The sequence below is a fragment of the Pseudomonas sp. NBRC 111132 genome, assembly GCF_001320565.1.
GTDB lineage: Bacteria > Pseudomonadota > Gammaproteobacteria > Pseudomonadales > Pseudomonadaceae > Aquipseudomonas > Aquipseudomonas putida_P.
In genome coordinates this window covers 53,971-77,735 of the sequence record NZ_BCBI01000009.1, presented here as the reverse complement: position 1 = coordinate 77,735, position 23,765 = coordinate 53,971, and the positions used below count along the sequence as shown (strand labels likewise).

Sequence of the window (23,765 nt, the reverse complement as noted above, 5' to 3'; positions counted from 1 at the left end):
TATAACGGCTCGCACGGCTTTGCTGTGGTCGCCCGACGTAGCGCTGGGGTAGACTTCCAGCCCTTGTCCCGCGGCCCAGTGATGCATTCCCGATGCTCGAACAGTACGTCAAGAAGATCCTCACCTCGCGCGTCTATGACGTTGCCGTCGAAACCCCGTTGCAGAGCGCCGGGCAACTGAGCAAGCGGCTGGGCAACCAGATTTTGCTCAAGCGCGAAGACCTGCAGCCGGTGTTCTCCTTCAAGATCCGCGGGGCGTACAACAAGCTGGCCCAGCTGAGCCCAGAGGAACTGGCCCGTGGCGTGGTCACCGCCTCGGCCGGCAACCACGCCCAGGGCCTGGCCCTGGCTGCGCGCGAAATGGGCATCAAGGCCACCATCGTGATGCCCAAGACCACCCCGGAAATCAAGGTCGAGGGCGTGCGCTCACGGGGCGGCAAGGTGGTGTTGCATGGCGACTCGTTCCCCGAGGCGCTGGCCTATTCGCTGAAACTGGTCGACGAAAAGGGCTTTGTCTATGTTCACCCTTACGACGACCCGCACACCATCGCCGGTCAGGGCACCGTGGCCATGGAAATCCTGCGCCAGCACCCTGGCCAGCTGGACGCGATCTTCGTGCCGGTGGGTGGCGGTGGCCTGATCGCCGGTATTGCCGCCTACGTGAAGTACCTGCGCCCGGAAATCAAGGTAATCGGCGTCGAGCCGGACGACTCCAACTGCCTACAGGCGGCCATGGCCGCCGGTGAGCGCGTGGTGCTGCCGCAGGTCGGGCTGTTCGCCGACGGTGTGGCGGTGGCCCAGATTGGCCAGCACACCTTCGATATCTGCCGCCACCATGTGGACGAAGTCGTCACCGTCAGCACAGACGAGATTTGCGCAGCAATCAAGGATATCTACGACGATACCCGCTCGATCACCGAACCTGCCGGCGCCTTGGGCGTTGCGGGCATCAAGAAGTACGTCGAGCTGTATGGCGTGACCGGGCAGACGCTGGTGGCTATCGACTCTGGTGCCAACGTCAACTTCGACCGCCTGCGCCATGTGGCCGAGCGTGCCGAGTTGGGTGAAAAGCGTGAGGCGATCATCGCCGTGACCATTCCCGAGCGACCGGGCAGCTTCAAGGCCTTCTGCGAGGCCATTGGCAAGCGCCAGATCACCGAGTTTAACTACCGCAAGCACACCTCGGACGAAGCGCATATCTTCGTGGGCGTGCAGACCCACCCGGAAAACGACCCGCGTGCAGCGCTGGTGCAGCAACTGACCGAGCAGGGCTTCCCAGTTACCGACCTGACCGACAACGAGCTTGCCAAGTTGCATATCCGCCATATGGTGGGTGGCCATTCGGCCGGTGCCAGTGACGAAATGGTACTGCGCTTCGAGTTCCCCGAGCGGCCAGGGGCGCTGTTCAACTTCCTCAACAAGTTGGGCGGGCGCTGGAACATCTCGATGTTCCACTACCGCAACCATGGCGCAGCTGACGGGCGTGTGGTGGCAGGCCTGCAGGTGCCGGAGGATGAGCGTCACCTGGTACCGGCGGCGCTGGCCAAGATCGGCTACCCGTACTGGGACGAGACCGAAAACCCCGCTTACAAGCTGTTCCTGGGCTGAGCGGCTAAGCTTGGCTTATCGCTCAAGGATGTGAAGACATGGAACACCTGACCACCCTCAAGACCTTGCACATCATTGCCACCGCACTGCTGCTTTTGGGCGCCTTGGGCTTGGCGGCCTGGACCGTTCGCGCCCGCCGTCAGGGTGATGCCGAGGCTTATGCAAAGCTGCTGCGCCGGCCGTTGGTATTTGTCTGGCTGGTGATGGGCCTGTGCCTGGTGAGCATGCCGCTTACCGGTTGGTGGCTGGTGCATCTGGTGGGCTGGCCGCTGGGGCAGACCTGGGTGCTGGCGTCCAGCGTCATCTATACCTTTGGCGCGTTTGCCGTGTGGTGGCTGCTGGTACGGCTGAACCGGCTGCGCAAGGCCGAAGTGGTAGGGCTGCGGTTTACCCTGGCGCTGGCGGTGTTCAGCGGGGTGTGCTTCCTGTCCATTGCCGGGCTGATGGGTGCCAAGCCAGTTTGAGGCCAGAGGAGGGCTTCGCCCTCCATCGCGACGCAAGGCCGATCCCACAGGGGAGCGCGAATCCCTGTAATCTCAATCCCTCAGCGAAACCACCGGCCACCCGCGCTTCTCGGCCTCGGCCCGCAAGTTCGGGTCCGGGTCCACCGCCACCGCATGCGTCACCCGCTGCAATAGCGGCAGGTCATTCATCGAGTCGCTATAGAAGTAGCTGTCCTCGAGATCAAAGCCGTTCTCCAGCATCCAGCGGTCCAGCCGCGTCACCTTGCCTTCACGGAAACACGGTATATCGGTACTACGCCCGGTATAGCGACCGTCGCGCATCTCGCACTCGGTTGCCAGCAGCACGCGAATGCCAAGACGCCGTGCAATTGGCGCGGTGACGAAGCGGTTGGTAGCGGTAATGATCACCAACTGGTCGCCCGCCTCGCGGTGCTGCTGCAGCAGGGCCAGGGCCTTGGGCAGGATGATCGGTTCGATGCAGTCGCGCATGAAGTCGCGGTGCCATTCGTCGAGCTGGGCCACGGGCGTTGCCGCCAGGATCTCCATGGAAAAGGCCAGGTAGGCCTGCAGGTCCAGGGTGCCGTTGAGGTAGTCCTGGTAGAAACCATCGTTGCGTTGCTTGTAGGCGAGTGGGTCGAGGATGCCACGCTCGCAAAGGTAGTCACCCCAGGCATGGTCGCTGTCGCCACCGAGGAGGGTATTGTCCAGGTCGAATAAAGCCAGGCGCATCGCGGTCACTCGCATCAGCCACAGGGTAGGCCCGCAGAATACGGAGTTTTCACGCTGCTGCACATAAGCTTGGCGGGCGCGTTGCTGCGCTCGCAAGCTTTGTGGAACAATGCGGGGACATGCGTTTGCGAGGTTGCTGCCGTGATCGACCCGGATGGTTTTCGCCCCAATGTCGGGATCATTCTTACGAATGATGCCGGGCAGGTGCTATGGGCTCGACGGATCAACCAGGATGCCTGGCAGTTCCCCCAGGGTGGTATCAACCCTGACGAGACGCCTGAAGATGCCCTGTACCGCGAGCTGAACGAAGAAGTTGGCCTTGAACGCGACGATGTGGAAATTCTTGCCTGCACCCGTGGCTGGTTGCGTTATCGTTTACCGCAGCGACTGGTACGTACCCACAGCCAGCCGCTGTGCATCGGCCAGAAGCAGAAGTGGTTCCTGCTGCGCCTGGTCAGCAACGAACAACGGGTGCGGATGGACCTGACCGGCAAGCCGGAATTCGACGGCTGGCGCTGGGTGAGCTATTGGTATCCGCTGGGCCAGGTTGTGACATTCAAGCGCGAGGTGTACCGACGCGCCCTGAAAGAGCTAGCACCGCGTCTACTGACGCGCGACTGACGACGGAGTTCGACCCCGAGCCATGCTCAATACGCTGCGCAAGATCGTCCAGGAAGTAAACTCCGCCAAAGATCTCAAGTCGGCGTTGGGGATCATTGTCTTGCGCGTCAAGGAAGCCATGGGCAGCCAAGTCTGCTCGGTCTACCTGCTCGACCCGGAAACCAACCGCTTCGTGCTGATGGCTACCGAAGGCCTGAACAAGCGCTCCATCGGCAAGGTCAGCATGGCCCCCAACGAAGGCCTGGTTGGCCTGGTGGGTACCCGGGAAGAGCCGCTGAACCTGGAAAACGCCGCCGACCACCCGCGTTACCGCTACTTTGCCGAAACCGGCGAAGAGAAATTCGCCTCCTTCCTGGGTGCACCGATCATCCACCACCGCCGTGTGGTCGGGGTATTGGTCATTCAGCAAAAGGAGCGCCGCCAGTTCGACGAGGGCGAGGAAGCCTTCCTGGTCACCATGAGCGCCCAGCTCGCCGGGGTAATCGCCCATGCCGAAGCCACGGGCTCGATCCGTGGCCTGGGTCGCCAGGGCAAGGGTATTCAGGAAGCGCGCTTCGTGGGTGTGCCCGGCTCGCCTGGCGCTGCCGTGGGGCGCGCGGTGGTGATGTTGCCGCCGGCCGACCTGGAAGTGGTGCCGGACAAGACTGTCGATGACATCGACGCTGAACTGAAGCTGTTCCAGAACGCCCTTGAAGGCGTGCGCGACGACATGCGCAAGCTGTCGGCCAAGCTGGCCACCCAGCTGCGCCCGGAAGAGCGCGCGCTGTTCGATGTGTACCTGATGATGCTTGAAGACGCAGCCCTGGGCGGTGAGGTGACCGAGGTCATCAAGACCGGCCAATGGGCTCAGGGCGCGCTGCGCCAGGTGGTTGGCGAGCACGTCAACCGCTTCGAGCTGATGGACGATGACTACCTGCGCGAGCGCGCCTCCGACGTCAAGGACCTTGGCCGGCGCCTGCTGGCCTACCTGCAGGAAGCCCGCTCGCAATCGCTGGTGTATGCCGACAACACCATCCTGGTCAGTGAAGAGCTGACGCCGGCCATGCTTGGTGAAGTGCCGGAAGGCAAGCTGGTAGGCCTGGTCTCGGTGCTGGGTTCGGGCAACTCTCACGTTGCCATCCTCGCTCGCGCCATGGGCATTCCCACGGTCATGGGCCTGGTGGACCTGCCGTACTCCAAAGTCGATGGCATTGAACTGATCGTCGACGGTTACAAGGGCGAGGTGTTCACCAACCCCAGCGAAGTGCTGCGCAAGCAGTACAGCGAAGTGGTCGAGGAAGAGCGTCAGCTGGCCCAGGGCCTGGATGCCCTGCGCGAACTGCCATGCGTTACCCCCGATGGCCACCGCATGCCGCTGTGGGTCAACACTGGCCTGCTCGCCGACGTGGCCCGTGCACAGCAACGCGGCGCCGAAGGGGTCGGCCTGTACCGCACTGAAGTGCCGTTCATGATCAACCAGCGCTTCCCCAGCGAGAAAGAGCAGCTGGCCATTTACCGTGAGCAACTGGCGGCCTTCCACCCGCTGCCGGTGACCATGCGTACCCTCGACATTGGGGGTGACAAGGCGCTGTCGTACTTCCCGATCAAGGAAGAAAACCCCTTCCTGGGTTGGCGCGGCATCCGCGTCACCCTCGACCACCCGGAAATCTTCCTGGTACAAACCCGCGCCATGCTCAAGGCCAGCGAGGGCCTGAACAACCTGCGCATCCTGCTACCGATGATTTCCGGCATTCACGAGCTGGAAGAGGCGCTGCACCTGATTCACCGCGCCTGGGGCGAAGTGCGTGACGAAGGCACCGACGTGCCGATGCCGCCGGTGGGTGTGATGGTGGAAATCCCGGCAGCGGTGTACCAGACCAAGGAGCTGGCGCGGCAGGTGGACTTCCTGTCGGTCGGTTCCAACGACCTGACCCAGTACCTGCTGGCGGTTGACCGCAACAACCCGAGGGTCGCCGACCTTTACGACTACCTGCACCCGGCGGTGCTGCAGGCGTTGAACACGGTTGTGCGCGACGCCCATGGCGAAGGCAAGCCAGTGAGCATCTGTGGTGAGATGGCCGGTGACCCAGCGGCGGCGATACTGTTGATGGCCATGGGCTTCGACAGCCTGTCGATGAACGCCACCAACCTGCCGAAGGTGAAGTGGATGCTGCGTCAGGTGAACATGAGCAAGGCCACGGAACTGCTGGCCGAGGCCCTGAGCCATGACAACCCGCAGGTTATCCACAGCTCGCTGCAGTTAGCACTGAAGAACCTTGGGTTGGCGCGGATGATTGGGCCTGGGGCCAATAAAACCCTGTGAAATTCGGGGGCCGCCTTGCGGCCCCATGGCCCTCAGACCGTAAGCTCAACTTCCCCCAAGTGCCCACCAAAAGGCCCGAAGCTGCGCTCAACCAGTCGCCTTTTGCCCTGATCATCCACAATCAGCACCGTACTTGCCCGCGTCCCATAATTCTGGCTGGCAATAAACACACTCGACAGCAACTTCTCGGTCGCTACTCCCACGCCCGTCTCGGGTAGGTCACCCTCAGCCGCAGGCTCGTTATCTGCCAGCAACGCCAGCAACCGATGCGGCTCGGGCGCTTCCAGCAGGCCCTCCAGTCCGCTACGTGCCTTCACCAGCTTCGGCCATGGCGTATCCAGCCCGGCATTGGATAACCCGTACACCCCGGCATGCAGCAGGCGCGGCGTGGCTTCCCGAGCATTCAGATATCCCAGCTGCTGGCCATCACCCACCAGCAGGTTGAACCCCGAATACTGCCCACTTCGGCTGGCCACCTGGCCCAGGTAAGCCTCGACACCCATTTCACCCTGCAGGTACGCCGCCACCAGCTCACCCCGCGAGCGTGGCCCCAGCGCCTGGCCCGGGTCGCGGATGTTGGTCAGCGCGGCAAAGCGCCCCTGTTGGCCCACGCCCAGCCAGGTACCACCGGCTTCCAGGTCTCGCCCGGCGTGTACGCCGGGCGCATCGTCCCAGGCTGCCAGGGGCTGGGTGGGGCGGGCATAGAATTCGTCGCGGTTGGCCGCCACGATCAGCGGCAGGGCGTGCCCCGGCCGCCAGGCAAATACGATCAGGCACATCGGTTGGGCCTCTGTGTTTTCTGCCACTGTACCCACAGCAGCATGGCCGATCCATCCTGTCACAGAGTTCACTAGAGCCCCGAGCCCGGCTTCCGTTACCATGCCGGATTGATTTCTCGGGGACGCCGAATGGAATTCGTGCTCTATCTGCTGTTGGGCGCCTGTGCTGGTGTGCTGGCCGGGCTGTTCGGCGTGGGCGGTGGCATCATCATCGTGCCGGTGCTGGTGTTCAGCTTCACCTTGCAGGGCTTCGATGCCTCGGTGTTGACCCATCTGGCAGTCGGCACGTCACTGGCAACCATCGTATTCACTTCGATCAACGCTGTGCTCGAGCACCACCGCAAGGGTGCCGTGCAATGGCCGATTTTCGCCTGGATGACCCTCGGCATCCTGCTGGGGGCCGGCGTCGGTGCCAAGACCGCCTCGTTGATCCAAGGCCCGTTGCTGCAAAAGATCATCGGTGTGTTTGCCCTGGTCATCGCCGCGCAGATGGCACTGGGCCTCAAACCCAAGGCCAGCCGTGGCATCCCCGGTAAACCTGCATTGGTTGGGGCCGGTGGGGTGATCGGCTGGGCTTCGGCCATCTTCGGCATCGGCGGTGGTTCGCTGACCGTGCCGTTCCTGACCTGGCGCAGCCTGCCGATGCAGCAGGCGGTGGCCACGTCCTCGGCCTGTGGCCTGCCGATCGCCCTGGCCAGTGCCCTGAGCTTCATGCTGCTGGGTTGGCACGAAGAGCACCTGCCGGCCCATAGCCTGGGTTACGTGTACCTGCCGGCGATGATCGGCATTGCCGTGACCAGCATGTTTTTCGCCCGCTTTGGCGCGCGTCTGGCGCACAAGCTGTCGCCCCGTTTGTTGAAACGCCTGTTCGCAGCGCTGCTGTTCTGTGTCGGCCTCAGCTTTTTGATTTGAATCGAGAGGAAGTTCCATGCTGCCTTACCCGCAGATAGACCCCGTGGCCCTGGCCATCGGGCCGCTGAAAATCCATTGGTACGGTCTGATGTACCTGATCGGCATCGGCGGTGCCTGGCTGCTGGCCTCGCGCCGGCTGAACCGCTTCGATCCCACCTGGAGCCGCGAGAAGCTTTCCGACCTGGTGTTCTGGCTGTCGATGGGTGTGATTGTCGGCGGGCGCCTGGGCTATGTGCTGTTCTACGACCTGCACGCCTACCTGGCCAACCCGACGCTGATCTTCGAGGTGTGGAAGGGCGGCATGTCGTTCCACGGTGGCTTCATCGGCGTGATGTTGGCGGCCTTGTGGTTCGGCAAGCGCAACAACAAGTCGTTCTTCGAACTGATGGACTTCGTTGCCCCGCTGGTGCCGATCGGCCTGGGTGCCGGGCGTATCGGCAACTTCATCAACGCCGAGCTGTGGGGCAAACCCACCGACGTGCCATGGGCGATGATCTTCCCGCCGTTCAGCGACCCAGCCCAGCTGCCACGCCACCCGTCGCAGCTGTACCAGTTCGCCCTGGAGGGCGTGGCACTGTTCGTCATCCTCTGGCTGTTCTCGCGCAAGCCGCGGCCGACCATGGCGGTATCGGGCATGTTCGCGCTGTTCTACGGCATCTTCCGCTTCATCGTCGAATTCGTGCGGGTGCCGGATGCCCAGCTGGGTTATATCGCCTGGGGCTGGCTGACCATGGGTCAGATTCTGTGCGTGCCGATGATCCTGGCTGGCCTTGGCCTGATCTGGTGGGCTTATAATCGCAAGCCTACGGCGAAACCCGCCTGATTAATCCCACGGCAGGGGCGATCCCCCTGCCGTTTTTGCTACAGGTAAGCCATGAAACAGTATCTGGACCTGGTCCGCGACGTCATCGAAAACGGCACGATGCAGGGCAACCGCACCGGCATTCGCACCATCAGCCTGCCGGGCGCCATGCTGCGTTTCGACCTGCAAAAGGGCTTTCCGGCCATCACCACGCGCAAACTGGCGTTCAAGTCGGCAATCGGCGAAATGGTCGGTTTTCTGCGGGGCGTGAAAAACGCAGGTGAATTCCGCGAGCTGGGCTGCAAGGTCTGGGACCAGAACGCCAACGAAAACGCTCAGTGGCTGGCCAACCCGTTCCGCCAGGGCCATGACGACCTGGGCGAGATCTACGGCGTGCAATGGCGCCAATGGCCAGGCTACAAGCGCATCCCGCTGAGCAACTCGGCCGCCATCGAAATGGCCGAAAAGGCAGGCTTCCGCCGTATTGCCCAGGACGAAGAGGACGGCGTCGCCTTCGTCATCCTGTACAAGGCCATCGACCAGGTGCGCCAGTGCCTGGACACCATCGCCAACGACCCGGGCAGCCGCCGCATCCTGTTCCACGGCTGGAACTGCGCGCAGCTGGACGAAATGGCCCTGCCGCCGTGCCACCTGCTGTACCAGTTCCACCCAAATGTCGAGACCAAGGAAATTTCCCTGACCCTCTACATCCGCTCCAACGACCTGGGCCTGGGCACACCGTTCAACCTCACCGAAGGCGCGGCGTTGCTGTCGCTGTTCGGCCGCCTGACCGGTTACACCCCGCGCTGGTTCACCTACTTCATCGGTGATGCCCATGTGTATGAAAACCACCTGGACATGCTGCATGAGCAGCTCAAGCGCGAGCCGCTGGAGGCGCCGAAACTGGTGATCAGCGACCGCGTGCCGGCGTTTGCCGAGACGGGTAAGTACGAGCCGGAGTGGCTGGAGAAGATCGAACCGAGTGATTTCTGGTTGGAAGGTTATGAGCACCATGCGCCGATGACAGCGCCGATGGCGGTGTGATTTTCTAGATTGCCGGGGGGCGCAAAGCGCCCCCGGCAATCTCAATGCCCGTGGCTGCGCCCCACATGCGAATGCTCGGTATCCGGTACCGATACCGCCCCGTTCGTCTCCAATCGCTGCAAAATCGCGCACTCACTCCCTTGCGCATTGCAGCGCCGCCGCAGCTCTACCAGCTGTTCCTGCAACGCCACCAAACCGTCGATACGCGCCTGCACATGCTCGATATGCTCGTCGATCAGCGCGTTGACACTGCCGCACGAGTCATCCGGGCTGTCGCGTAGGCGTAGCAGGCTGCGAATTTCGTCCAGGGTCATGTCCAGGGTGCGGCAGTTACGGATGAAGGTCAGCCGCTCGACGTGAGCCTGGGTATACAGCCGGTAGTTGCCGTCACTGCGCGCAGGCTCCGGCAGCAGGTTTTCCCGCTCGTAGTAGCGAATGGTTTCCACCGCACAGTCGGTGGCTTTGGCCAGTTCTCCGATTTTCATCACGAATCTCCAGCAATAGGCTTGACCCTATAGTGGCTACAGGGTGTTCACTTGGCAACAGGCTCACTTTAAGGATGACCCCATGAACCAGCCTGTCAGCCACGACCACAAGCACTCGCACGATCACGCCCATGGCGATGACGACCACGGCCATGCTGCCCACGGCCACAGCTGCTGCGGCTCCAAAGCCGCGCCATCGCTGGTGCAACTGAGCGAAACGGCCAGTGCCCAGGCGCAGCTCAGCCGTTTTCGCATCGACGCCATGGACTGCCCCACCGAGCAGACGCTGATCCAGGACAAACTGGGCAAGCTGGCCGGAATCGAGCAGCTGGAATTCAACCTGATCAACCGCGTGCTTGGCGTGCGCCATACCTTGAACGGTACGGCTGAAATCGAGCGGGCCATCGACAGCCTGGGCATGAAGGCCGAGCCGATTGCTGCCGAGGACGACGGCACCACCAGCGCGGCACAACCGGCCAAGACCCGCTGGTGGCCGCTGGCACTGTCGGGTATTGCTGCGATTACCGCCGAAATCGTGCACTTCGCTGCGCTGGCCCCGGAATGGGTGGTAGCGGGGCTGGCGCTGTTGGCGATCCTCGGCTGCGGCCTGGGTACCTACAAGAAGGGCTGGATCGCCCTGAAAAACCGCAACCTCAACATCAATGCCTTGATGAGCATTGCCGTGACCGGTGCGGTGCTGATCGGCCAGTGGCCGGAAGCAGCCATGGTGATGGTGCTGTTCACGGTTGCCGAGCTGATCGAAGCGCGCTCGCTGGACCGTGCGCGCAATGCCATCGGCGGGTTGATGCAGTTGGCCCCGGACATGGCCACGGTGCAGCAGGCCGATGGCCTGTGGCGCGAGCTGGACGTGCGTGAAGTGGCCATCGGTGCGTTGGTGCGGGTGCGCCCCGGCGAACGCATCGGCCTGGACGGTGAAGTGACCAGTGGGCAGTCCAGCGTCGATCAGGCACCGATCACCGGTGAAAGCCTGCCTGTAGAGAAGGCAGTGGGCGACAAACTGTTCGCCGGTACCATCAACCAGGCGGGAGCATTGGAGTTCCGCGTTACCGCTGCTGCCGGGCAGTCTACCCTGGCGCGGATCATCAAGGCCGTGGAGGAGGCACAAGGCGCGCGGGCACCTACCCAGCGCTTCGTCGACCGTTTTTCGCGCATCTACACCCCGGTGGTGTTCGCCATTGCCCTGGCCGTGGCGGTGATCCCGCCGTTGTTCATGGCCGGTGCCTGGTTCGACTGGGTCTACCGTGCTCTGGTATTGCTGGTGGTTGCGTGCCCCTGCGCATTGGTGATCTCGACCCCGGTGACCATCGTCAGCGGACTGGCGGCTGCCGCGCGCAAAGGCATCCTGATCAAGGGCGGCGTCTATCTGGAGGGCGGCCGCCACCTGGACTTCCTGGCCCTGGACAAGACCGGCACCATCACCCACGGCAAACCGGTACAGACTGACGCCGAAGTGCTGGCGTCGCAGTTCGAAGCCCGCGCTCAAGCCCTGGCCGCCAGCCTGGGCGAGCGCTCGGACCACCCGGTGTCCCGCGCTATCGCTCAGTTCGGCAAGGCGCAAGGGCTGGCTCTAAGTGAAGTGGATGACTTCGCCGCCCTGGCCGGGCGCGGTGTGCGTGGCACCATCGACGGTGAGGTCTACCACTTGGGCAACCACCGCCTGGTCGAAGAGCTGGGCCTGTGCTCGCCAGCGCTGGAAGCCAAACTGGATGCGCTGGAGCGTCAGGGCAAGACCGTGGTGCTGCTGCTCGACCGTTCCGGGCCATTGGCGCTGTTTGCCGTTGCCGACACCGTGAAGGACAGCAGCCGCCAGGCTATCGCCGAGCTGCATGAACTGGGTATCAAGACTGTCATGCTGACCGGTGATAATCCGCATACCGCCCAGGCCATCGCCGCTGTGGTGGGCATCGACCGCGCCGAGGGTAACCTGCTGCCAGCCGACAAGCTGAAAACCATCGAGGCCTTGTACGCAGAAGGCCACCGGGTGGGCATGGTCGGTGATGGTATCAACGACGCGCCAGCTCTGGCCCGCGCCGAGATCGGTTTTGCCATGGCCGCCGCTGGTACCGACACCGCCATCGAGACCGCCGACGTAGCGCTGATGGACGACGACTTGCGGAAAATTCCGGCCTTCGTCAGGCTGTCGCGCCAAAGCGCGGCGATCCTCATGCAGAACATCGTTCTGGCGTTGGGCATCAAGGCGATATTCCTGGCCATCACCTTTGCTGGCATGGCGACCATGTGGATGGCGGTGTTCGCCGACATGGGCGTGAGCCTGCTGGTGGTGTTCAACGGCTTGCGCCTGTTGCGCAAATAGAGGACGTGCATGCTGAGTTCGGAGCTGAAAGCCTTTTACATGGTGGCCCGTCTGGGCAGCATCACCCTGGCGGCGAAGAAGCTTGGGCTCAGCCAGCCCACGGTAACCACGCAGATCCGCAACCTGGAAGGCCAGTACGCCGTGGAGCTGTTCTACCGTGGCGGTCGGCGCCTGGTGCTGAGCGAGGAGGGCGTGCGCCTGTTGCCGATGGTCAAGGCACTGCTGCAGCAGGAGGCCGACATCGAGTTCGAGCTGCGCAACAGCGGCCAGGCGCAGGGCAGCCTGCGCATCGCAGCCACGGCGCCTTACTACATCCTTGACCTGGTGAAAATCTACCGCGAACGGCTGCCTCAGGTAGAAGTGGCGGTGGAGATCGGCAACTCGCAGCAGGTGCTGGAAATGCTCGAAGACTACCGGGTGGATATCGCCGCGTCTTCGCAACTGGTGGAGGATGCGCGGTTGGTGCGGCGGGTACTGGGGACTGATCCGCTGGTGGTGGCGGTGCACCGCAACCACCCATTGGCCCATCGCCAGTCGGTGTCCATCGAGGGGGTAGCCGGGCATTGCCTGCTGATGCGCGAGAAGGGCTCGACCACGCGCAAGCTAACCGAACAGATGATGCAGGAGGCCGGGGTCAAAGCCGGCGCCTTGCTGGAAATCGGCAGCCGCGAGTCGATTCGCGAGGCGGTGCTGCGCAACATCGGCATCAGCGTGATTGCCCGCCATGAGGTGCCGCACAACCCTGAGCTGCGGGTGCTGGCGCTGGAGAATGCGCCGGTGATGCATGAGTATTTGTATTGCCTGAAGGAGCGTCGCCAGGCCCGTTTGCCGGCTGCCTTTCTTGGGGTGGCGCAGGAAGTGGCTGGCTCACACTTCTGATTCAGGAGTATACAGGCACTGTAGGAGTGGCCTTGTGTCGCGATGGGCTGCGCAGCAGCCCCGGGGTTTCAGCTCCGCCGCATGAATTGCCGGGGCTGCTGCGCAGCCCATCGCGACACAAGGCCGCTTCTACAAAATCTGCCTATATCACTATCATCGACTTTTGCCCAAACGCCACAGAACCTTCGCACAGCCTTCCTAGCATGGCCCCCATCTCTTCGATGAGGCCCTGCCATGAACCACACCACCCCCGGCGCACAAATGACCGTGCGCAACATCCACAAGCGCTTCGGTGCCTTCACGGCGCTGAACGATGTCTCGCTGGACATCGCCGCCGGCGAGCTGGTGTGCCTGCTTGGCCCGTCCGGTTGCGGCAAGACCACGCTGTTGCGTTGCATTGCCGGCCTGGAGCGCCAGGACCGCGGTACGCTGTACATCGGCGAACGCGATATTTCCGAGCTGCCGCCCCAGGCCCGTGACTACGGCATCCTGTTCCAGTCCTACGCGCTGTTTCCCAACCTCACCGTCGAAGCCAACATCGCCTACGGCCTGACCGGCAGTGGCCGCGAGCAGGCCCGTCAGCGTGTGGCCGAAATGCTCGAGCTGGTGGGCCTTGCCGGCAGCGAGAAAAAGTACCCCGGCCAGCTTTCCGGTGGTCAGCAGCAACGTGTGGCCCTGGCCCGCGCGTTGGCACCTTCGCCTTCCTTGTTGCTGCTCGACGAGCCGATGTCGGCGCTGGATGCGCGGGTGCGCGAGCACCTGTGCACCGAGCTGCGCCAGCTGCAACGGCAGCTGGGCATCACCACCTTGATGGTGACCCACAACCAGGACGAGGCCATGTTGATGGCCGACCGCATTGCGGTAATGAACAACGGCCAGGTCGAGCAGTACGCCACCCCGCAGGAAATCTACGACCAGCCGGCCACGCCGTTCGTCGCCGAGTTCGTCGGCCAAGGTAACTGGCTGCCGTTTCAGCGCAGCAGCGACAGCCATGCCCAGGTTGGCGGCATGAACATGCGCCTGGCGCCGGGTTCGGCCCAGGCCAGCAGCGGTCGGCTGTTCTGCCGCCCAGAGGCGATCACGGTCAACCCGGTGGTACACGAAGAAAACCTGTTCCCGGCCATGGTTCGCGAAATCACCTTCCTCGGTAACCGCTGTCGCATGAGCTTTGAACTCAAGGCCTTGCCAGGCCATGCCTTGCTGGCTGAACTGGCCCCCGAAGCCATGCCGCGCCTGGGTTCGCAGGACATCTGGGTGGCACTGCCGCCGCAGAGCCTGCAGGTGTTTGCCTGAGATGGCCGCGCCAATGTCCCTGCCACTGGGCCAGGCCAAAGCCGCGCCGCGTGCTGGCGTCGCCCTGGGTGACCGGTTGTTCGTCGTCGGCGGCAAGAGCCTGCTGCTGATCCTGTTGGTGCTGGCCGTGCTGATGCCGCTGCTGGCGATCTTCTGGCGTGGTTTCAGCGGTGAAGCGGGCCAAGGCGGCGGATTGCTGGCGGCCCGTGAACTGTTCGCCAGCGACAACTTCCACTGGTTGCTGGGCAACAGCCTGTCGGTGGCCTTGACGGTTGCGGCCATCGTGGTGCCGCTGGCCTACCTGTTCGCCTATGCCCTGCAACGCACGCTGATTCCGGCCAAGGGCCTGTGGCGGGGGATTTCGCTACTGCCGCTGTTGGCACCGTCGATGCTGCCGGCCATCGCCCTGGTCTACTTGTTCGGCAACCAGGGGCTGCTGCGCGGGTTGCTCAGCGACAACATCTACGGTTTCTGGGGCATCGTGCTGGGCGAGGCTATCTACACCTTCCCGCATGCGCTGATGATCCTGCTGTCGGCGCTGTCGCTGGCCGATGCTCGCCTGTTCGATGCAGCTTCCAGCATGGGTGCCGGCTCGTGGCGGGCGTTCACCAGCATTACCTGGCCGGCCACACGCCAGGCGGTGTTCGCGGCGTTGTGCCTGGTATTCACCCTGACCATCACCGACTTCGGTGTGCCGGTAGTGGTCGGTGGCGACTATCAGGTGCTGGCACTGGAAGCCTACAAGGCGGTGGTCGGCCAGCAACAGTTTGGCCGTGGCGCGTTGATCGGCATGGTGCTGCTGTTGCCAGCGCTGTTCAGCTTTACCGTCGACGCCTGGCTGCGCCGGCGCCAGGGCGAGGCCATGAGCGGCCGTGCCCAGGTGTTCGTACCCAAGCCATCGCGTGGCCGCGATGCCTGCTTCCTGGCCATCGTGCTGCTGGTGTGCGCGGCATTGTTGCTGGTGATCGGTATGGCGGTGTATTCCTCGCTGGTCACCTTCTGGCCATACAACCTCTCGTTGTCACTGCGTCATTACCTGTTCGACGACACCGCAGGTGGCGGCTGGCTGGCCTACCGCAACAGCGTGACCATGGCCATCGGCACCGCGCTGATCGGCAGCATCGTGATCTTCACCGGTGCCTACCTGATGGAGAAAACCCAGGGGCAACGCCTGCTCAACCAGGCGCTGCGCCTGCTCAGCTTCATCCCCATGGCCGTGCCGGGCCTGGTGCTGGGCCTGGGCTACGTTTTCTTCTTCAACCTCAACGGCAACCCGCTGCATGTGCTGTACGGCGGCATGGGGCTGCTGGTGGTGTGCACCATCGCCCATTACCTGACCACCGCGCAGATGACCGCCACCACCGCCCTGCGTCAGCTCGACGGCGAGTTCGAAGCCGCTGCGTTGTCGCTGAAGGCGCCGCTGTACAAGCACTTCCTGCGGGTGACCGTGCCAATCTGCCTGCCGGCGTTGCTGGACATCATCCGCTACCTGTTCGTCTCGGCGATGACCACCGTGTCGGCGGCGATCTTCCTGTACAGCCCCGACACCATTCTGGCTGCCGTTGCCGTGCTGAACATGGACGACGCCGGCAACGTTGGCGGTGCCGCCGCCATGTCCACCCTGATTTTGCTGACCAGTGCCGGCGCTTCGCTGCTGCTGGCCGCAGCCTCACGCGGCCTGCTGCGCCGCTCCCAAGCCTGGCGCCAACGCGCCGCGACCGTCTGACCTGTAAGGAACCTACCCATGTACAAGCACCTTGCACTTGCCGCTGCTGTTTGCGCCGTGTTCAGCCTGCAGGCTTCGGCCGCCAATACCCAGCTGACGGTCTACACCGCGCTGGAAGCCGAGCAATTGAAGAGCTACAAACAAGCCTTCGAAAAAGCCAACCCGGATATCGAGATAAAGTGGGTGCGTGATTCCACCGGCATCATCACCGCCAAGCTGCTGGCCGAGAAAGACCGCCCGCAAGCCGACGCGGTTTGGGGCCTGGCGGCGTCCAGCCTGGCGATTCTCGACCAGAACGGCATGCTTGAAGCCTATGCACCGAAAGACCTGAGCAAGATCTCCGGCAACTACCGGGACGCTGCCAACCCTCCGGCTTGGGTGGGTATGGATGTGTGGGCCGCGACCATCTGCTTCAATACCATCGAGGCCGAGAAGCAGGGCCTGAGCAAACCGGTGAGCTGGCAGGACCTGACCAAGCCCGAGTACAAGGGCAAGATCGTCATGCCCAACCCGGCCTCGTCCGGCACCGGTTTCCTTGACGTGAGTGCCTGGTTGCAGACCTTCGGTGAACCGCAAGGCTGGGCCTACATGGACGCGCTGCACCAGAACATCGGCCAGTACGTTCATTCCGGCTCCAAACCGTGCAAGCTGGCAGCGGCAGGCGAGTTCCCGATCGGTATTTCGTTCGAATACCCGGCCGTGCAGCTCAAGCGCCAGGGCGCCCCCCTGGACATCGTGCTGCCGAAGGAAGGCCTGGGTTGGGAGATCGAGGCGACTGCAGTGATCAAGGGCTCGCCCAAGGCGAATGCGGCCAAGCGCCTGGCTGATTTCTCGGCAAGCCCGGCGGCCATGGAGCTGTACAAGGAAAACTTCGCCGTGCTGGCCGCGCCAGGCATTGCCAAGCCGCAGACCGAGTTGCCGGCAGACTATGAGCAGCGCCTGATCAAGAACGACTTTGCCTGGGCTTCGAAAAACCGGGATGAAATCCTGACCGAATGGCGCAAGCGCTATGACGGCAAGTCGGAGAAGGTGGCCCAGCAGTAACCTGTACCGGCCTCTTTGCGGGCACGCCCGCGAAGAGGTCACCGCCGCTATCAAGCCAGGACTACTAGATACCGATGCCTACTCCAGCCCAGATCATCGATAGCACCTTTGCCCTGTACGCGCGCCATGGCAGCGACGACTACATCGGCGAAGCCATCACCCAGCTCGAGCACATGTCCCAAGCCGCGCAACTGGCCATGGCCGAAGGCTTCGACGATGAAGTGGTGCTGGCGGCGTTCTTCCACGACATCGGCCATCTGTGTGGTGGTGACGCCAGCATGGGCGGTTACGGCGTGGTCAGCCATGAACGCATCGGCGCCGAATATTTGCGCCGTTGTGGTTTTGGCGAGCGCATGGCGCGGCTGGTGCAGTATCACGTGGAGGCCAAGCGTTACCTGACTTTGCGGCAAGCGGGGTATTACCAGCGGTTGAGTGAAGCGAGCAGGCGGACCCTGGAGTATCAGGGCGGCATGATGAGCGAGGCCGAGGCGGATGCGTTCGAGCGGGATCCGCTGTTCGAGGTCAGCCTGCGGATGCGGGAATGGGATGAAATGGCCAAGGAAATTGGAATGCCAGTGGTTGATCTGGAGGGATTGAAGCAGAAGGCGCTGGCACTCCTTTGAAAGATGGGCCTGGTTACTCAGATCTGAGTAACCAGCGCCTCAAGCTGTTCTTGCCGTTCAGCCTGGTTCAACTTCGCCCCAGGATTGAGCGTGGACCACTGGGGGTGCGCTCGTGCTTTCACCAGTGCCTCCGGCAACTTGCCCTCGCGCCAGGCTTTCTCATCCACCTCACCCAGACGAATACTGTCCTGTGCCGCATGCCCGCGGCTCTCCAGCGCTATCATCAACTGCTGCTGACGCAGAGCCAGCAAGCGCAACACGGTATCGTCCACGGTCAGCTCGCGTTTGCCCTTGAGCTTGCCCATCAACCGCGAACCATAGTTGCGCGCCGTCTGTAGCGCGCCGCCGGCAATCGCCCCAGCCAACGCCGCCGCACCCAAGGTAAGGCCGCCGACCAGTAGATCCACCCCAGCGCCCGCTGCCGCACCCGCTGCCACACCGCTGCCCAGGCGCACGCCCAGCAACTTCAGGGTTTCGGGGTTGAACAGGTCATCGCCCCAGCGGCCATCGAGCAACGGCAGGTCGCTGGCATGGGCATCCTCGCGGCGGAATGCGTACAGCTTGAGCAAGGCTTCAACGCAACGCTGCTCACGTTGGCGTATGTCTTGACGCAGGGCTTCCATCGCCCGGGCTTCGGCCGCCGGTTCGGCTTCGACGCTGCGCCGGCAGGCGGCGCAGTCCAGCAGCAGTTCGGCAATCAGCCGCTTGCCACTGTGCCGGCGGGCCAGGCGTTGCGCTTGCTGGTCGTCGATCAGCCGCTGCAGGGCTGGGCGGGCGTCCTCCAGCAGTAGGGCAAGGCTCTCGTACAAACGGCGCTCGCCATCCTCGGGCGGGGCCACGCTGTCGAACCGCACCAACGCGTGAAGGCCAAGCCGGGCAAGGGCTTCACGCCATTGCGGCTCGCGGTGCTGGTGGCTGGCGACGAAGTTGAGCACCGGCAGCAACGGCTTGCCGCAGCTGGCGAGTACTTCCAGTTCGTCGCGGTATTTGGCCAGCACCGGCTCGCGCGCATCGATCACATACAGGCCGGCATTGCTGGCCTGCAGTTGACGCAGCACTTTGGCTTCTTGCTCGAAACGCTGGCGCGCTTCGCTGCCCTGCAGAAAACGCTCCAGGCGGGCCGGGCCGTCCAGACGCTCGCCAGGGCGCTCCAAGCGTTCGAGGTAGTCGAGCAGGGCGATGGCATCTTCCAGGCCTGGGGTGTCGTACAGCTCCAGCAAGGGTTCGCCGTCCACCGACAGCCGCGCACCCTCGACATGGCGAGTGGTGCTGGGGCGATGGGATACCTCACCAAAGCCCACGTCGCGGGTCAGGGTGCGCAGCAACGAAGTCTTGCCGACGTTGGTGTGGCCGACCACGGCCAGTTTAAGTGGCTCAGTCATGGCCATGCTCCAGCCAGGTCAAAGGCGAGGTGTCGGCGTGTGCCAGGCCAAGGCGGTCGAGGGCTTCGTGCCAGTCGCCCAGGCGCTGAGCATCCAGGGCCTGGCCGGGGGCGGCCTGGAGCAGCCAGATGCGCGTTGCGCCGGCATTGCGTGCCAGTTCTGCAAGCAACGCCAGGCTGCCGCGGTCGGGTGAGCGGCGTGGGTCGCAGGCAATGGCGAGGCGTGCCGGGGGGAAGCGGCTGAGTTGCTCGAGCAGGCGGTTGCGCGATTCACGGCTGTCGAGCACGCCGGCATCGATCACGTTTTTCGGCAGGGCGGGTGGCCAGGGGCGCTGGTCGTCCAGCTCCAGGCCGACCAGCAGGGCACCGCTGCTACCGCTTTCCAACTGGCCTGCGGCAAATTGCGGCAAGGCTTCGGGGGCGGCGTCCTGTACGCCGATTCGCTCGCTACGCGGCATCAGTGCTTCACGCAACTGCGCATAGCCGGGCAGGCTCAGGTCCAGCGCCAGGCGTTCGCGGCCCTGGCGCCAGCGCCACAGGCACAACCCGGCCAGCAGCAGGCGCGGCAGCAGGCCATACACCAACACCACGCCGAGCAGCCAACTGGCCCAAGCCTGGCGTGCCAGCTCCAGGGCAGGCTGGCTGTCGCCGCTGGCGCGAATCATGGCCTCATCGGGCACGGCGAAGCCCAGCAACGAGGGCAGGGCGCCCAGCGCCTGGGTCAGGTGAATGAACGGGTCGGCGGCAAGCAGGGTGGTTTCCCAGACAAAGCCGTAGCGCCGGGTGGCCAGCAAGGCCAGCAGCATGCCCAGGGCGGTGAGCATCGCCAGCAGCCATAGGCCATGCACCAACAGGCCGAGCAGCCAGCGGTTGAGGCGCTGGCGCTGCAGCAGCACCAGCAACGCCGGCGCCAGGTGCGCGGCCTTGGCATCGCGGGCGAAGCGTTCGCTCAACCACAGCCACAAGCGGCCCAGCCCCGCGCCATGTTCGCCGCTCAGGGCAAAACCGATGGCCCAGCCCAGCAACATCAACAGGTTCAGCCCAAGCAGGCTGCCCAAGGCCCAGAATACGTTAACCGGTCGCTGCCCGTCGCCCAGGGCGGCCAATGCCAGGCCGGCACCGCTGAGCACGGCCATCAGCAGCAAGGCCAGCAGCGCCAGGCGCGCGCCTTGCTTCCAGTGGCGCAGGGCGGCGCTCATGCCGTCGCGTTCGGCCAGAAACAGCGCCCGATTTTCGATGCGCGTCGCCAGGTCGCCGCCGAGCTGGCGAGCATGGCGGTTGGCTTCCTGGTCATCCAGCAGGCCGGCGTGTTCCTCGCGCAGGCGTACCGCTTCGGTGAGCCAGCGCTTGTCCAGTGGCGTGGGTGCAGTCACAAGGTCTTCCATTGCACAGGTCAAGGCAGAAGCATAACCCACACGCCCGGTGCTATCCTCGCTGGCATGAATACATCACTCCCCCTCAGCCTGATCGCGGCTTACGCCGAGAACCGCGTGATCGGCATCGACAACTCCATGCCCTGGCATTTGCCGGGGGACTTCAGGTACTTCAAGGCCACCACCCTGGGCAAGCCGATCATCATGGGGCGCAAGACCTGGGATTCGCTGGGCCGGCCGCTGCCTGGGCGGTTGAATATCGTGGTCAGTCGCCAGGCTGGGCTTGAACTGGTGGGTGCCGAGGTGTTCGCCTCGCTTGAAGAAGCGCTGGTGCGGGCCGAACAGTGGGCGCGCGAGCAGGGCGTTGAGGAACTGATGCTGATTGGCGGGGCGCAGTTGTATGGCCAGGCGCTGGAGAAAGGGCTGGTCAGCCGCATGTACCTGACGCGGGTGGAAATGGCGCCGGAAGGGGATGCCTGGTTCCCGGAGTTCGATCAGGGGCAGTGGAAGCGGGCGTCGAGCGAGGCACAGGCTGAGGAAGGCAAGCCGGCTTATCACTTCGAGGTTTGGGACAAGGTTTGAAATTGCCGGGGGCGCAACGCGCCCCCGGCAAACTGTCAGGTATGGCTCAGTTCGGCATGCTCATCGCCCGCCAGCACATCCTTGTCGGTCTCTTTCAACAGCTGGCTGGTCACCACGCCGGCCGTCATCGAACCATTCACGTTCAACGCCGTACGCCCCATGTCGATCAGCGGCTCCACCGAAATCAGCAACGCCACCAATTCCACCGGCAAGCCCATGGCCGGTAGTACGATCAGCGCGGCAAAGGTGGCACCGCCGCCCACGCCAGCAACCCCAGCCGAACTCAACGTGACAATGGCTACCAGAGTAGCGATCCACAGCGGGTCGAAGGTATCGATGCCCACCGCTGGCGCCACCATCACCGCCAGCATTGCGGGATAGAGGCCGGCGCAGCCGTTCTGGCCAATGGTGGTGCCGAACGATGCGCTGAAGCTGGCGATCGACTGCGGCACACCCAGGCGGCGGGTTTGCGCTTCGATGTTCAGCGGAATGCTGGCGGCGCTGGAGCGGCTGGTAAAGGCGAAGGTCAGTACTGGCCACACCTTGCGGAAGAAGCGCAGTGGGCTCACGCCAGTGGCGGCGAGGATGATGCCGTGTACCACGAACATCAGCGCCAGGCCTAGGTACGACACCACCACGAAGCTGCCCAGCTTGAGGATGTCTTCCATGTTGGAGCTGGCCACCACCTTGGTCATCAACGCCAGCACGCCATACGGGGTCAGCTTCATCACCACCCGCACCAGGCGCATCACCCAGGCCTGCAGGGTATCGATGGCCGACAGCGCGCGTTCGCCCTTCTCGGCATCGTCCTTGATCAGTTGTAGCGCCGCCAGGCCGATGAACACGGCGAAGATCACCACGCTGATGATCGAAGTCGGCTTTGCACGCGCCAGGTCACCCACCGGGTTGCTGGGGATGAACGACAGCAGCAGTTGCGGGATGTTGAGGTCGGCGACCTTGCCGGCATAGTCGCTGTGGATAACTTGCATGCGTGCGCTTTCCTGGGCACCGGCCACCAGGCCCTCGGCGCTGAGGCCGAACAGGTTGGTCAGCACGATGCCGATCAGCGCGGCAATGGCGGTGGTCAGCAGCAGGGTGCCGATGCTCAGCACGCTGATGCGGCCCAGCGAAGAGGCATTGTGCAGGCGTGCCACGGCGCTTAGGATCGAGGCGAAGATCAGCGGCATGACGATCATCTGCAGCAGGCCGACGTAGCCGTTGCCGACCAGGTCAAGCCAGGCGATGGTGGCCTTGAGCACGGGGTGGCCCGCGCCATAGATCGTGTGCAACACGAGGCCGAAGACTACGCCCAGCACCAGGCCCAGCAGTACTTTCTTGGCCAGGCTCCAGTCGGTGCGGCGGGTTTGTGCCAGGCCCAGCAACAGGGCCAGGAACGCCAGCAGGTTAAGAGACAGCGGCAGGTTCATTGAAGCTCCAGCATAAAAAGCAAAGGAAGCATCGCCTCTTGTGAGCGATTGCGAACGGAAATGCTAACAGCCTGAAAACAAACGAATTTATACCCAAATGGAATGTGCATAGTCGTTTATGGAATAACGGCGTGTCGCGGATTGCAATGAACACGGCGTTTGCAGCTGTCTGGAGGTCGTTATCGAGGGTTGTCGTTAGGGATTGTTGCACTAGCGTTTCTGGGTCATTTCAGGAGATTCGTACATGAAGCGCGCCCCGAAAGCCGTGGCCCTCGGCCTGTCCCTGCTGTTCAGTATCGAAACCTTCGCCACCGAGCTCAAGCACTGGCCTGCCGAGGCCGCCAAGCAGCTCGACAGCATGATCGCCGCCAATGCCAACAAGGGTAACTACGCGGTGTTCGACATGGACAACACCAGTTACCGCTATGACCTGGAAGAAGCCTTGCTGCCGTTCATGGAAAACAAGGGCCTGCTGAGCCGCGAGAAGCTCGACCCGTCGTTGAAGCTGATGCCATTCAAGGACACCGCCGAGCACAAGGAAAGCCTGTTCAGCTACTACTACCGCCTGTGTGAAGTCGACGACATGGTCTGCTACCCGTGGGTGGCCCAGGTGTTCTCCGGTTTTACCCTGAAGGAATTGAAGGTGCAGGTGGATGAGCTGATGGCCTCCAGCAAGCCAATCCCCAGCACGTATTACGAAGGCGACCAGGTCAAGGCCATCGAGGTGCAGCCGCCCAAGGTGTTCAAGGGCCAGGCCGAGCTGTACAACAAGTTGATGGAGAACGGCATCGAGGTGTACGTGATTTCGGCGGCCTCCGAAGAGCTGGTGCGCATGGTCGCCTCGGACCCCAAGTACGGTTACAACGTGAAACCGCAGAACGTGATTGGCGTCAGCCTGCTGCTCAAGGACCGCGCCAGCGGCCAACTGACCACCGCGCGCAAGCAGATCGGCGCCGGGCACTACGATGCCAAGGCTAACGAGGGCCTGGAGCTGACGCCCTACCTGTGGACCCCGGCCACCTGGATGGCGGGCAAGCAGGCGGCGATCCTGACCTATATCGATGAATGGAAGAAACCGGTGCTGGTGGGCGGCGACACGCCGACCAGCGATGGCTACATGCAGTTTCACGGGGTGGATGTGGGCAAAGGTGGCATCCACTTGTGGATAAACCGCAAGGCCAAGTACATGGACCAACTGAACGGGATGATTGCGAAGAATGCGGCGGCGCAGGCCAAGGAAGGGTTGCCGGTGACGGCGGACAAGAACTGGGTGATCGTGACGCCGGAGCAAATTCAGTAAGGGTTAGGTTTATTTGAGCCGGCTGCGCCCTGGCAGATGTGGATCCAATGACTATGT

21 protein-coding genes are annotated in these 23,765 nt (G+C 63.4%); 15 read left to right on the top strand and 6 right to left on the bottom strand.

Annotation, left to right across the window (positions count from 1 at the left end):
• Positions 1-92 precede the first annotated feature (92 nt).
• Positions 93-1,607, top strand: coding sequence for a threonine ammonia-lyase, biosynthetic (gene ilvA, locus APH35_RS06545; protein WP_012274696.1), 1,515 nt, complete (start codon positions 93-95; stop codon positions 1,605-1,607).
• Positions 1,608-1,645: 38 nt separating this feature from the next.
• Positions 1,646-2,071 carry a DUF2269 domain-containing protein gene (locus tag APH35_RS06540; RefSeq protein WP_012274695.1) on the top strand — a complete coding sequence of 142 codons (426 nt, stop codon included), beginning with the start codon at positions 1,646-1,648 and terminating at the stop codon, positions 2,069-2,071.
• A 72-nt stretch (positions 2,072-2,143) separates the two neighbouring features.
• Here the strand turns inward: APH35_RS06540 and APH35_RS06535 are convergent, their stop codons facing one another.
• Positions 2,144-2,800 (bottom strand): HAD family hydrolase, encoded by a 657-nt coding sequence (locus tag APH35_RS06535; protein ID WP_060514455.1) that lies wholly within the window; start codon positions 2,798-2,800, stop codon positions 2,144-2,146.
• 141 nt (positions 2,801-2,941) lie between these two features.
• Between APH35_RS06535 and APH35_RS06530 the strand changes: the two genes are divergently transcribed.
• Together APH35_RS06530 and ptsP are read left to right on the top strand one after the other, a co-directional pair.
• Complete coding sequence (locus tag APH35_RS06530; RefSeq protein WP_003249017.1) at positions 2,942-3,421, top strand: RNA pyrophosphohydrolase; 480 nt, start codon at positions 2,942-2,944, stop codon at positions 3,419-3,421.
• A gap of 22 nt (positions 3,422-3,443) precedes the next feature.
• Complete coding sequence (ptsP, locus tag APH35_RS06525; protein WP_012274693.1) at positions 3,444-5,723, top strand: phosphoenolpyruvate--protein phosphotransferase; 2,280 nt, start codon at positions 3,444-3,446, stop codon at positions 5,721-5,723.
• A 32-nt stretch (positions 5,724-5,755) separates the two neighbouring features.
• On the opposite strand, the gene APH35_RS06520 is transcribed toward ptsP, so the two are convergent.
• Positions 5,756-6,502 (bottom strand): NRDE family protein, encoded by a 747-nt coding sequence (locus APH35_RS06520; protein WP_060514442.1) that lies wholly within the window; start codon positions 6,500-6,502, stop codon positions 5,756-5,758.
• Between the two features lie 129 nt (positions 6,503-6,631).
• Between APH35_RS06520 and APH35_RS06515 the strand changes: the two genes are divergently transcribed.
• From APH35_RS06515 to APH35_RS06505, 3 genes are read left to right on the top strand one after another with little or no spacing between them, the layout of a single operon-like run.
• Positions 6,632-7,414 (top strand): sulfite exporter TauE/SafE family protein, encoded by a 783-nt coding sequence (locus APH35_RS06515; RefSeq protein ID WP_012274691.1) that lies wholly within the window; start codon positions 6,632-6,634, stop codon positions 7,412-7,414.
• Positions 7,415-7,430: 16 nt separating this feature from the next.
• A complete protein-coding gene (gene lgt, locus APH35_RS06510) occupies positions 7,431-8,237 on the top strand; it encodes a prolipoprotein diacylglyceryl transferase (RefSeq protein WP_003249027.1) in 807 nt (268 codons plus the stop codon).
• A gap of 51 nt (positions 8,238-8,288) precedes the next feature.
• Entirely contained in the window at positions 8,289-9,260 is a 972-nt protein-coding gene (locus APH35_RS06505; protein ID WP_012274690.1) for a thymidylate synthase, read from the top strand.
• 41 nt (positions 9,261-9,301) lie between these two features.
• Here APH35_RS06505 and cadR read toward each other — a convergent pair whose 3' ends face one another.
• On the bottom strand, positions 9,302-9,745 hold the full coding sequence (gene cadR, locus APH35_RS06500; RefSeq protein ID WP_012274689.1) for a cadmium resistance transcriptional regulator CadR: 444 nt from the start codon (positions 9,743-9,745) through the stop codon (positions 9,302-9,304).
• 82 nt (positions 9,746-9,827) lie between these two features.
• Between cadR and APH35_RS06495 the strand changes: the two genes are divergently transcribed.
• The 6 genes from APH35_RS06495 to APH35_RS06470 all read left to right on the top strand — a co-directional run bounded on the left by APH35_RS06495 (position 9,828) and on the right by APH35_RS06470 (position 17,645).
• Positions 9,828-12,080: a heavy metal translocating P-type ATPase gene (locus APH35_RS06495; RefSeq protein ID WP_060514441.1), complete on the top strand. Its 2,253-nt coding sequence runs from the start codon at positions 9,828-9,830 to the stop codon at positions 12,078-12,080.
• 9 nt (positions 12,081-12,089) lie between these two features.
• Positions 12,090-12,959 (top strand): LysR family transcriptional regulator, encoded by an 870-nt coding sequence (locus APH35_RS06490; RefSeq protein WP_012274687.1) that lies wholly within the window; start codon positions 12,090-12,092, stop codon positions 12,957-12,959.
• A gap of 234 nt (positions 12,960-13,193) precedes the next feature.
• Entirely contained in the window at positions 13,194-14,252 is a 1,059-nt protein-coding gene (locus APH35_RS06485) for a putative 2-aminoethylphosphonate ABC transporter ATP-binding protein (RefSeq protein ID WP_012274686.1), read from the top strand.
• A gap of 1 nt (position 14,253) precedes the next feature.
• Positions 14,254-15,978: a putative 2-aminoethylphosphonate ABC transporter permease subunit gene (locus APH35_RS06480; RefSeq protein WP_060493817.1), complete on the top strand. Its 1,725-nt coding sequence runs from the start codon at positions 14,254-14,256 to the stop codon at positions 15,976-15,978.
• A gap of 18 nt (positions 15,979-15,996) precedes the next feature.
• Positions 15,997-17,022: a putative 2-aminoethylphosphonate ABC transporter substrate-binding protein gene (locus APH35_RS06475; RefSeq protein WP_060514440.1), complete on the top strand. Its 1,026-nt coding sequence runs from the start codon at positions 15,997-15,999 to the stop codon at positions 17,020-17,022.
• Between the two features lie 74 nt (positions 17,023-17,096).
• Entirely contained in the window at positions 17,097-17,645 is a 549-nt protein-coding gene (locus APH35_RS06470) for a phosphonate degradation HD-domain oxygenase (protein ID WP_012274683.1), read from the top strand.
• Positions 17,646-17,662: 17 nt separating this feature from the next.
• Here the strand turns inward: APH35_RS06470 and APH35_RS06465 are convergent, their stop codons facing one another.
• A complete protein-coding gene (locus tag APH35_RS06465) occupies positions 17,663-19,027 on the bottom strand; it encodes a GTPase/DUF3482 domain-containing protein (RefSeq protein WP_060514439.1) in 1,365 nt (454 codons plus the stop codon).
• Entirely contained in the window at positions 19,020-20,411 is a 1,392-nt protein-coding gene (locus tag APH35_RS06460; protein WP_081366133.1) for a DUF2868 domain-containing protein, read from the bottom strand. Before APH35_RS06460 ends, APH35_RS06465 begins: the two co-directional genes overlap by 8 nt.
• Before the next feature lie 54 nt (positions 20,412-20,465).
• Between APH35_RS06460 and APH35_RS06455 the strand changes: the two genes are divergently transcribed.
• Positions 20,466-20,981: a dihydrofolate reductase gene (locus APH35_RS06455; protein WP_012274680.1), complete on the top strand. Its 516-nt coding sequence runs from the start codon at positions 20,466-20,468 to the stop codon at positions 20,979-20,981.
• A gap of 35 nt (positions 20,982-21,016) precedes the next feature.
• On the opposite strand, the gene APH35_RS06450 is transcribed toward APH35_RS06455, so the two are convergent.
• Positions 21,017-22,408, bottom strand: a complete 1,392-nt coding sequence (locus APH35_RS06450; RefSeq protein ID WP_060493821.1) for an L-cystine transporter — start codon at positions 22,406-22,408, stop codon at positions 21,017-21,019.
• Between the two features lie 244 nt (positions 22,409-22,652).
• Here APH35_RS06450 and APH35_RS06445 point away from each other — a divergent pair, with 244 nt between their 5' ends.
• Positions 22,653-23,708 carry a phosphorylcholine phosphatase gene (locus APH35_RS06445; protein ID WP_060493822.1) on the top strand — a complete coding sequence of 352 codons (1,056 nt, stop codon included), beginning with the start codon at positions 22,653-22,655 and terminating at the stop codon, positions 23,706-23,708.
• Positions 23,709-23,765: the final 57 nt, after the last annotated feature.

What these genes read in the sequence shown, in the direction of transcription:
- ilvA (WP_012274696.1), top strand. Translation starts at nt 93, where the DNA reads ATGCTCGAACAGTACGTCAAGAAGATCCTCACCTCGCGCGTCTATGAC.
- APH35_RS06540 (WP_012274695.1), top strand. Translation starts at nt 1,646, where the DNA reads ATGGAACACCTGACCACCCTCAAGACCTTGCACATCATTGCCACCGCA.
- APH35_RS06535 (WP_060514455.1), bottom strand. Translation starts at nt 2,800, where the DNA reads ATGCGCCTGGCTTTATTCGACCTGGACAATACCCTCCTCGGTGGCGAC.
- ptsP (WP_012274693.1), top strand. Translation starts at nt 3,444, where the DNA reads ATGCTCAATACGCTGCGCAAGATCGTCCAGGAAGTAAACTCCGCCAAA.
- APH35_RS06520 (WP_060514442.1), bottom strand. Translation starts at nt 6,502, where the DNA reads ATGTGCCTGATCGTATTTGCCTGGCGGCCGGGGCACGCCCTGCCGCTG.
- APH35_RS06515 (WP_012274691.1), top strand. Translation starts at nt 6,632, where the DNA reads ATGGAATTCGTGCTCTATCTGCTGTTGGGCGCCTGTGCTGGTGTGCTG.
- lgt (WP_003249027.1), top strand. Translation starts at nt 7,431, where the DNA reads ATGCTGCCTTACCCGCAGATAGACCCCGTGGCCCTGGCCATCGGGCCG.
- APH35_RS06505 (WP_012274690.1), top strand. Translation starts at nt 8,289, where the DNA reads ATGAAACAGTATCTGGACCTGGTCCGCGACGTCATCGAAAACGGCACG.
- cadR (WP_012274689.1), bottom strand. Translation starts at nt 9,745, where the DNA reads ATGAAAATCGGAGAACTGGCCAAAGCCACCGACTGTGCGGTGGAAACC.
- APH35_RS06495 (WP_060514441.1), top strand. Translation starts at nt 9,828, where the DNA reads ATGAACCAGCCTGTCAGCCACGACCACAAGCACTCGCACGATCACGCC.
- APH35_RS06490 (WP_012274687.1), top strand. Translation starts at nt 12,090, where the DNA reads ATGCTGAGTTCGGAGCTGAAAGCCTTTTACATGGTGGCCCGTCTGGGC.
- APH35_RS06485 (WP_012274686.1), top strand. Translation starts at nt 13,194, where the DNA reads ATGAACCACACCACCCCCGGCGCACAAATGACCGTGCGCAACATCCAC.
- APH35_RS06480 (WP_060493817.1), top strand. Translation starts at nt 14,254, where the DNA reads ATGGCCGCGCCAATGTCCCTGCCACTGGGCCAGGCCAAAGCCGCGCCG.
- APH35_RS06475 (WP_060514440.1), top strand. Translation starts at nt 15,997, where the DNA reads ATGTACAAGCACCTTGCACTTGCCGCTGCTGTTTGCGCCGTGTTCAGC.
- APH35_RS06470 (WP_012274683.1), top strand. Translation starts at nt 17,097, where the DNA reads ATGCCTACTCCAGCCCAGATCATCGATAGCACCTTTGCCCTGTACGCG.
- APH35_RS06465 (WP_060514439.1), bottom strand. Translation starts at nt 19,027, where the DNA reads ATGACTGAGCCACTTAAACTGGCCGTGGTCGGCCACACCAACGTCGGC.
- APH35_RS06460 (WP_081366133.1), bottom strand. Translation starts at nt 20,411, where the DNA reads ATGGAAGACCTTGTGACTGCACCCACGCCACTGGACAAGCGCTGGCTC.
- APH35_RS06455 (WP_012274680.1), top strand. Translation starts at nt 20,466, where the DNA reads ATGAATACATCACTCCCCCTCAGCCTGATCGCGGCTTACGCCGAGAAC.
- APH35_RS06450 (WP_060493821.1), bottom strand. Translation starts at nt 22,408, where the DNA reads ATGAACCTGCCGCTGTCTCTTAACCTGCTGGCGTTCCTGGCCCTGTTG.
- APH35_RS06445 (WP_060493822.1), top strand. Translation starts at nt 22,653, where the DNA reads ATGAAGCGCGCCCCGAAAGCCGTGGCCCTCGGCCTGTCCCTGCTGTTC.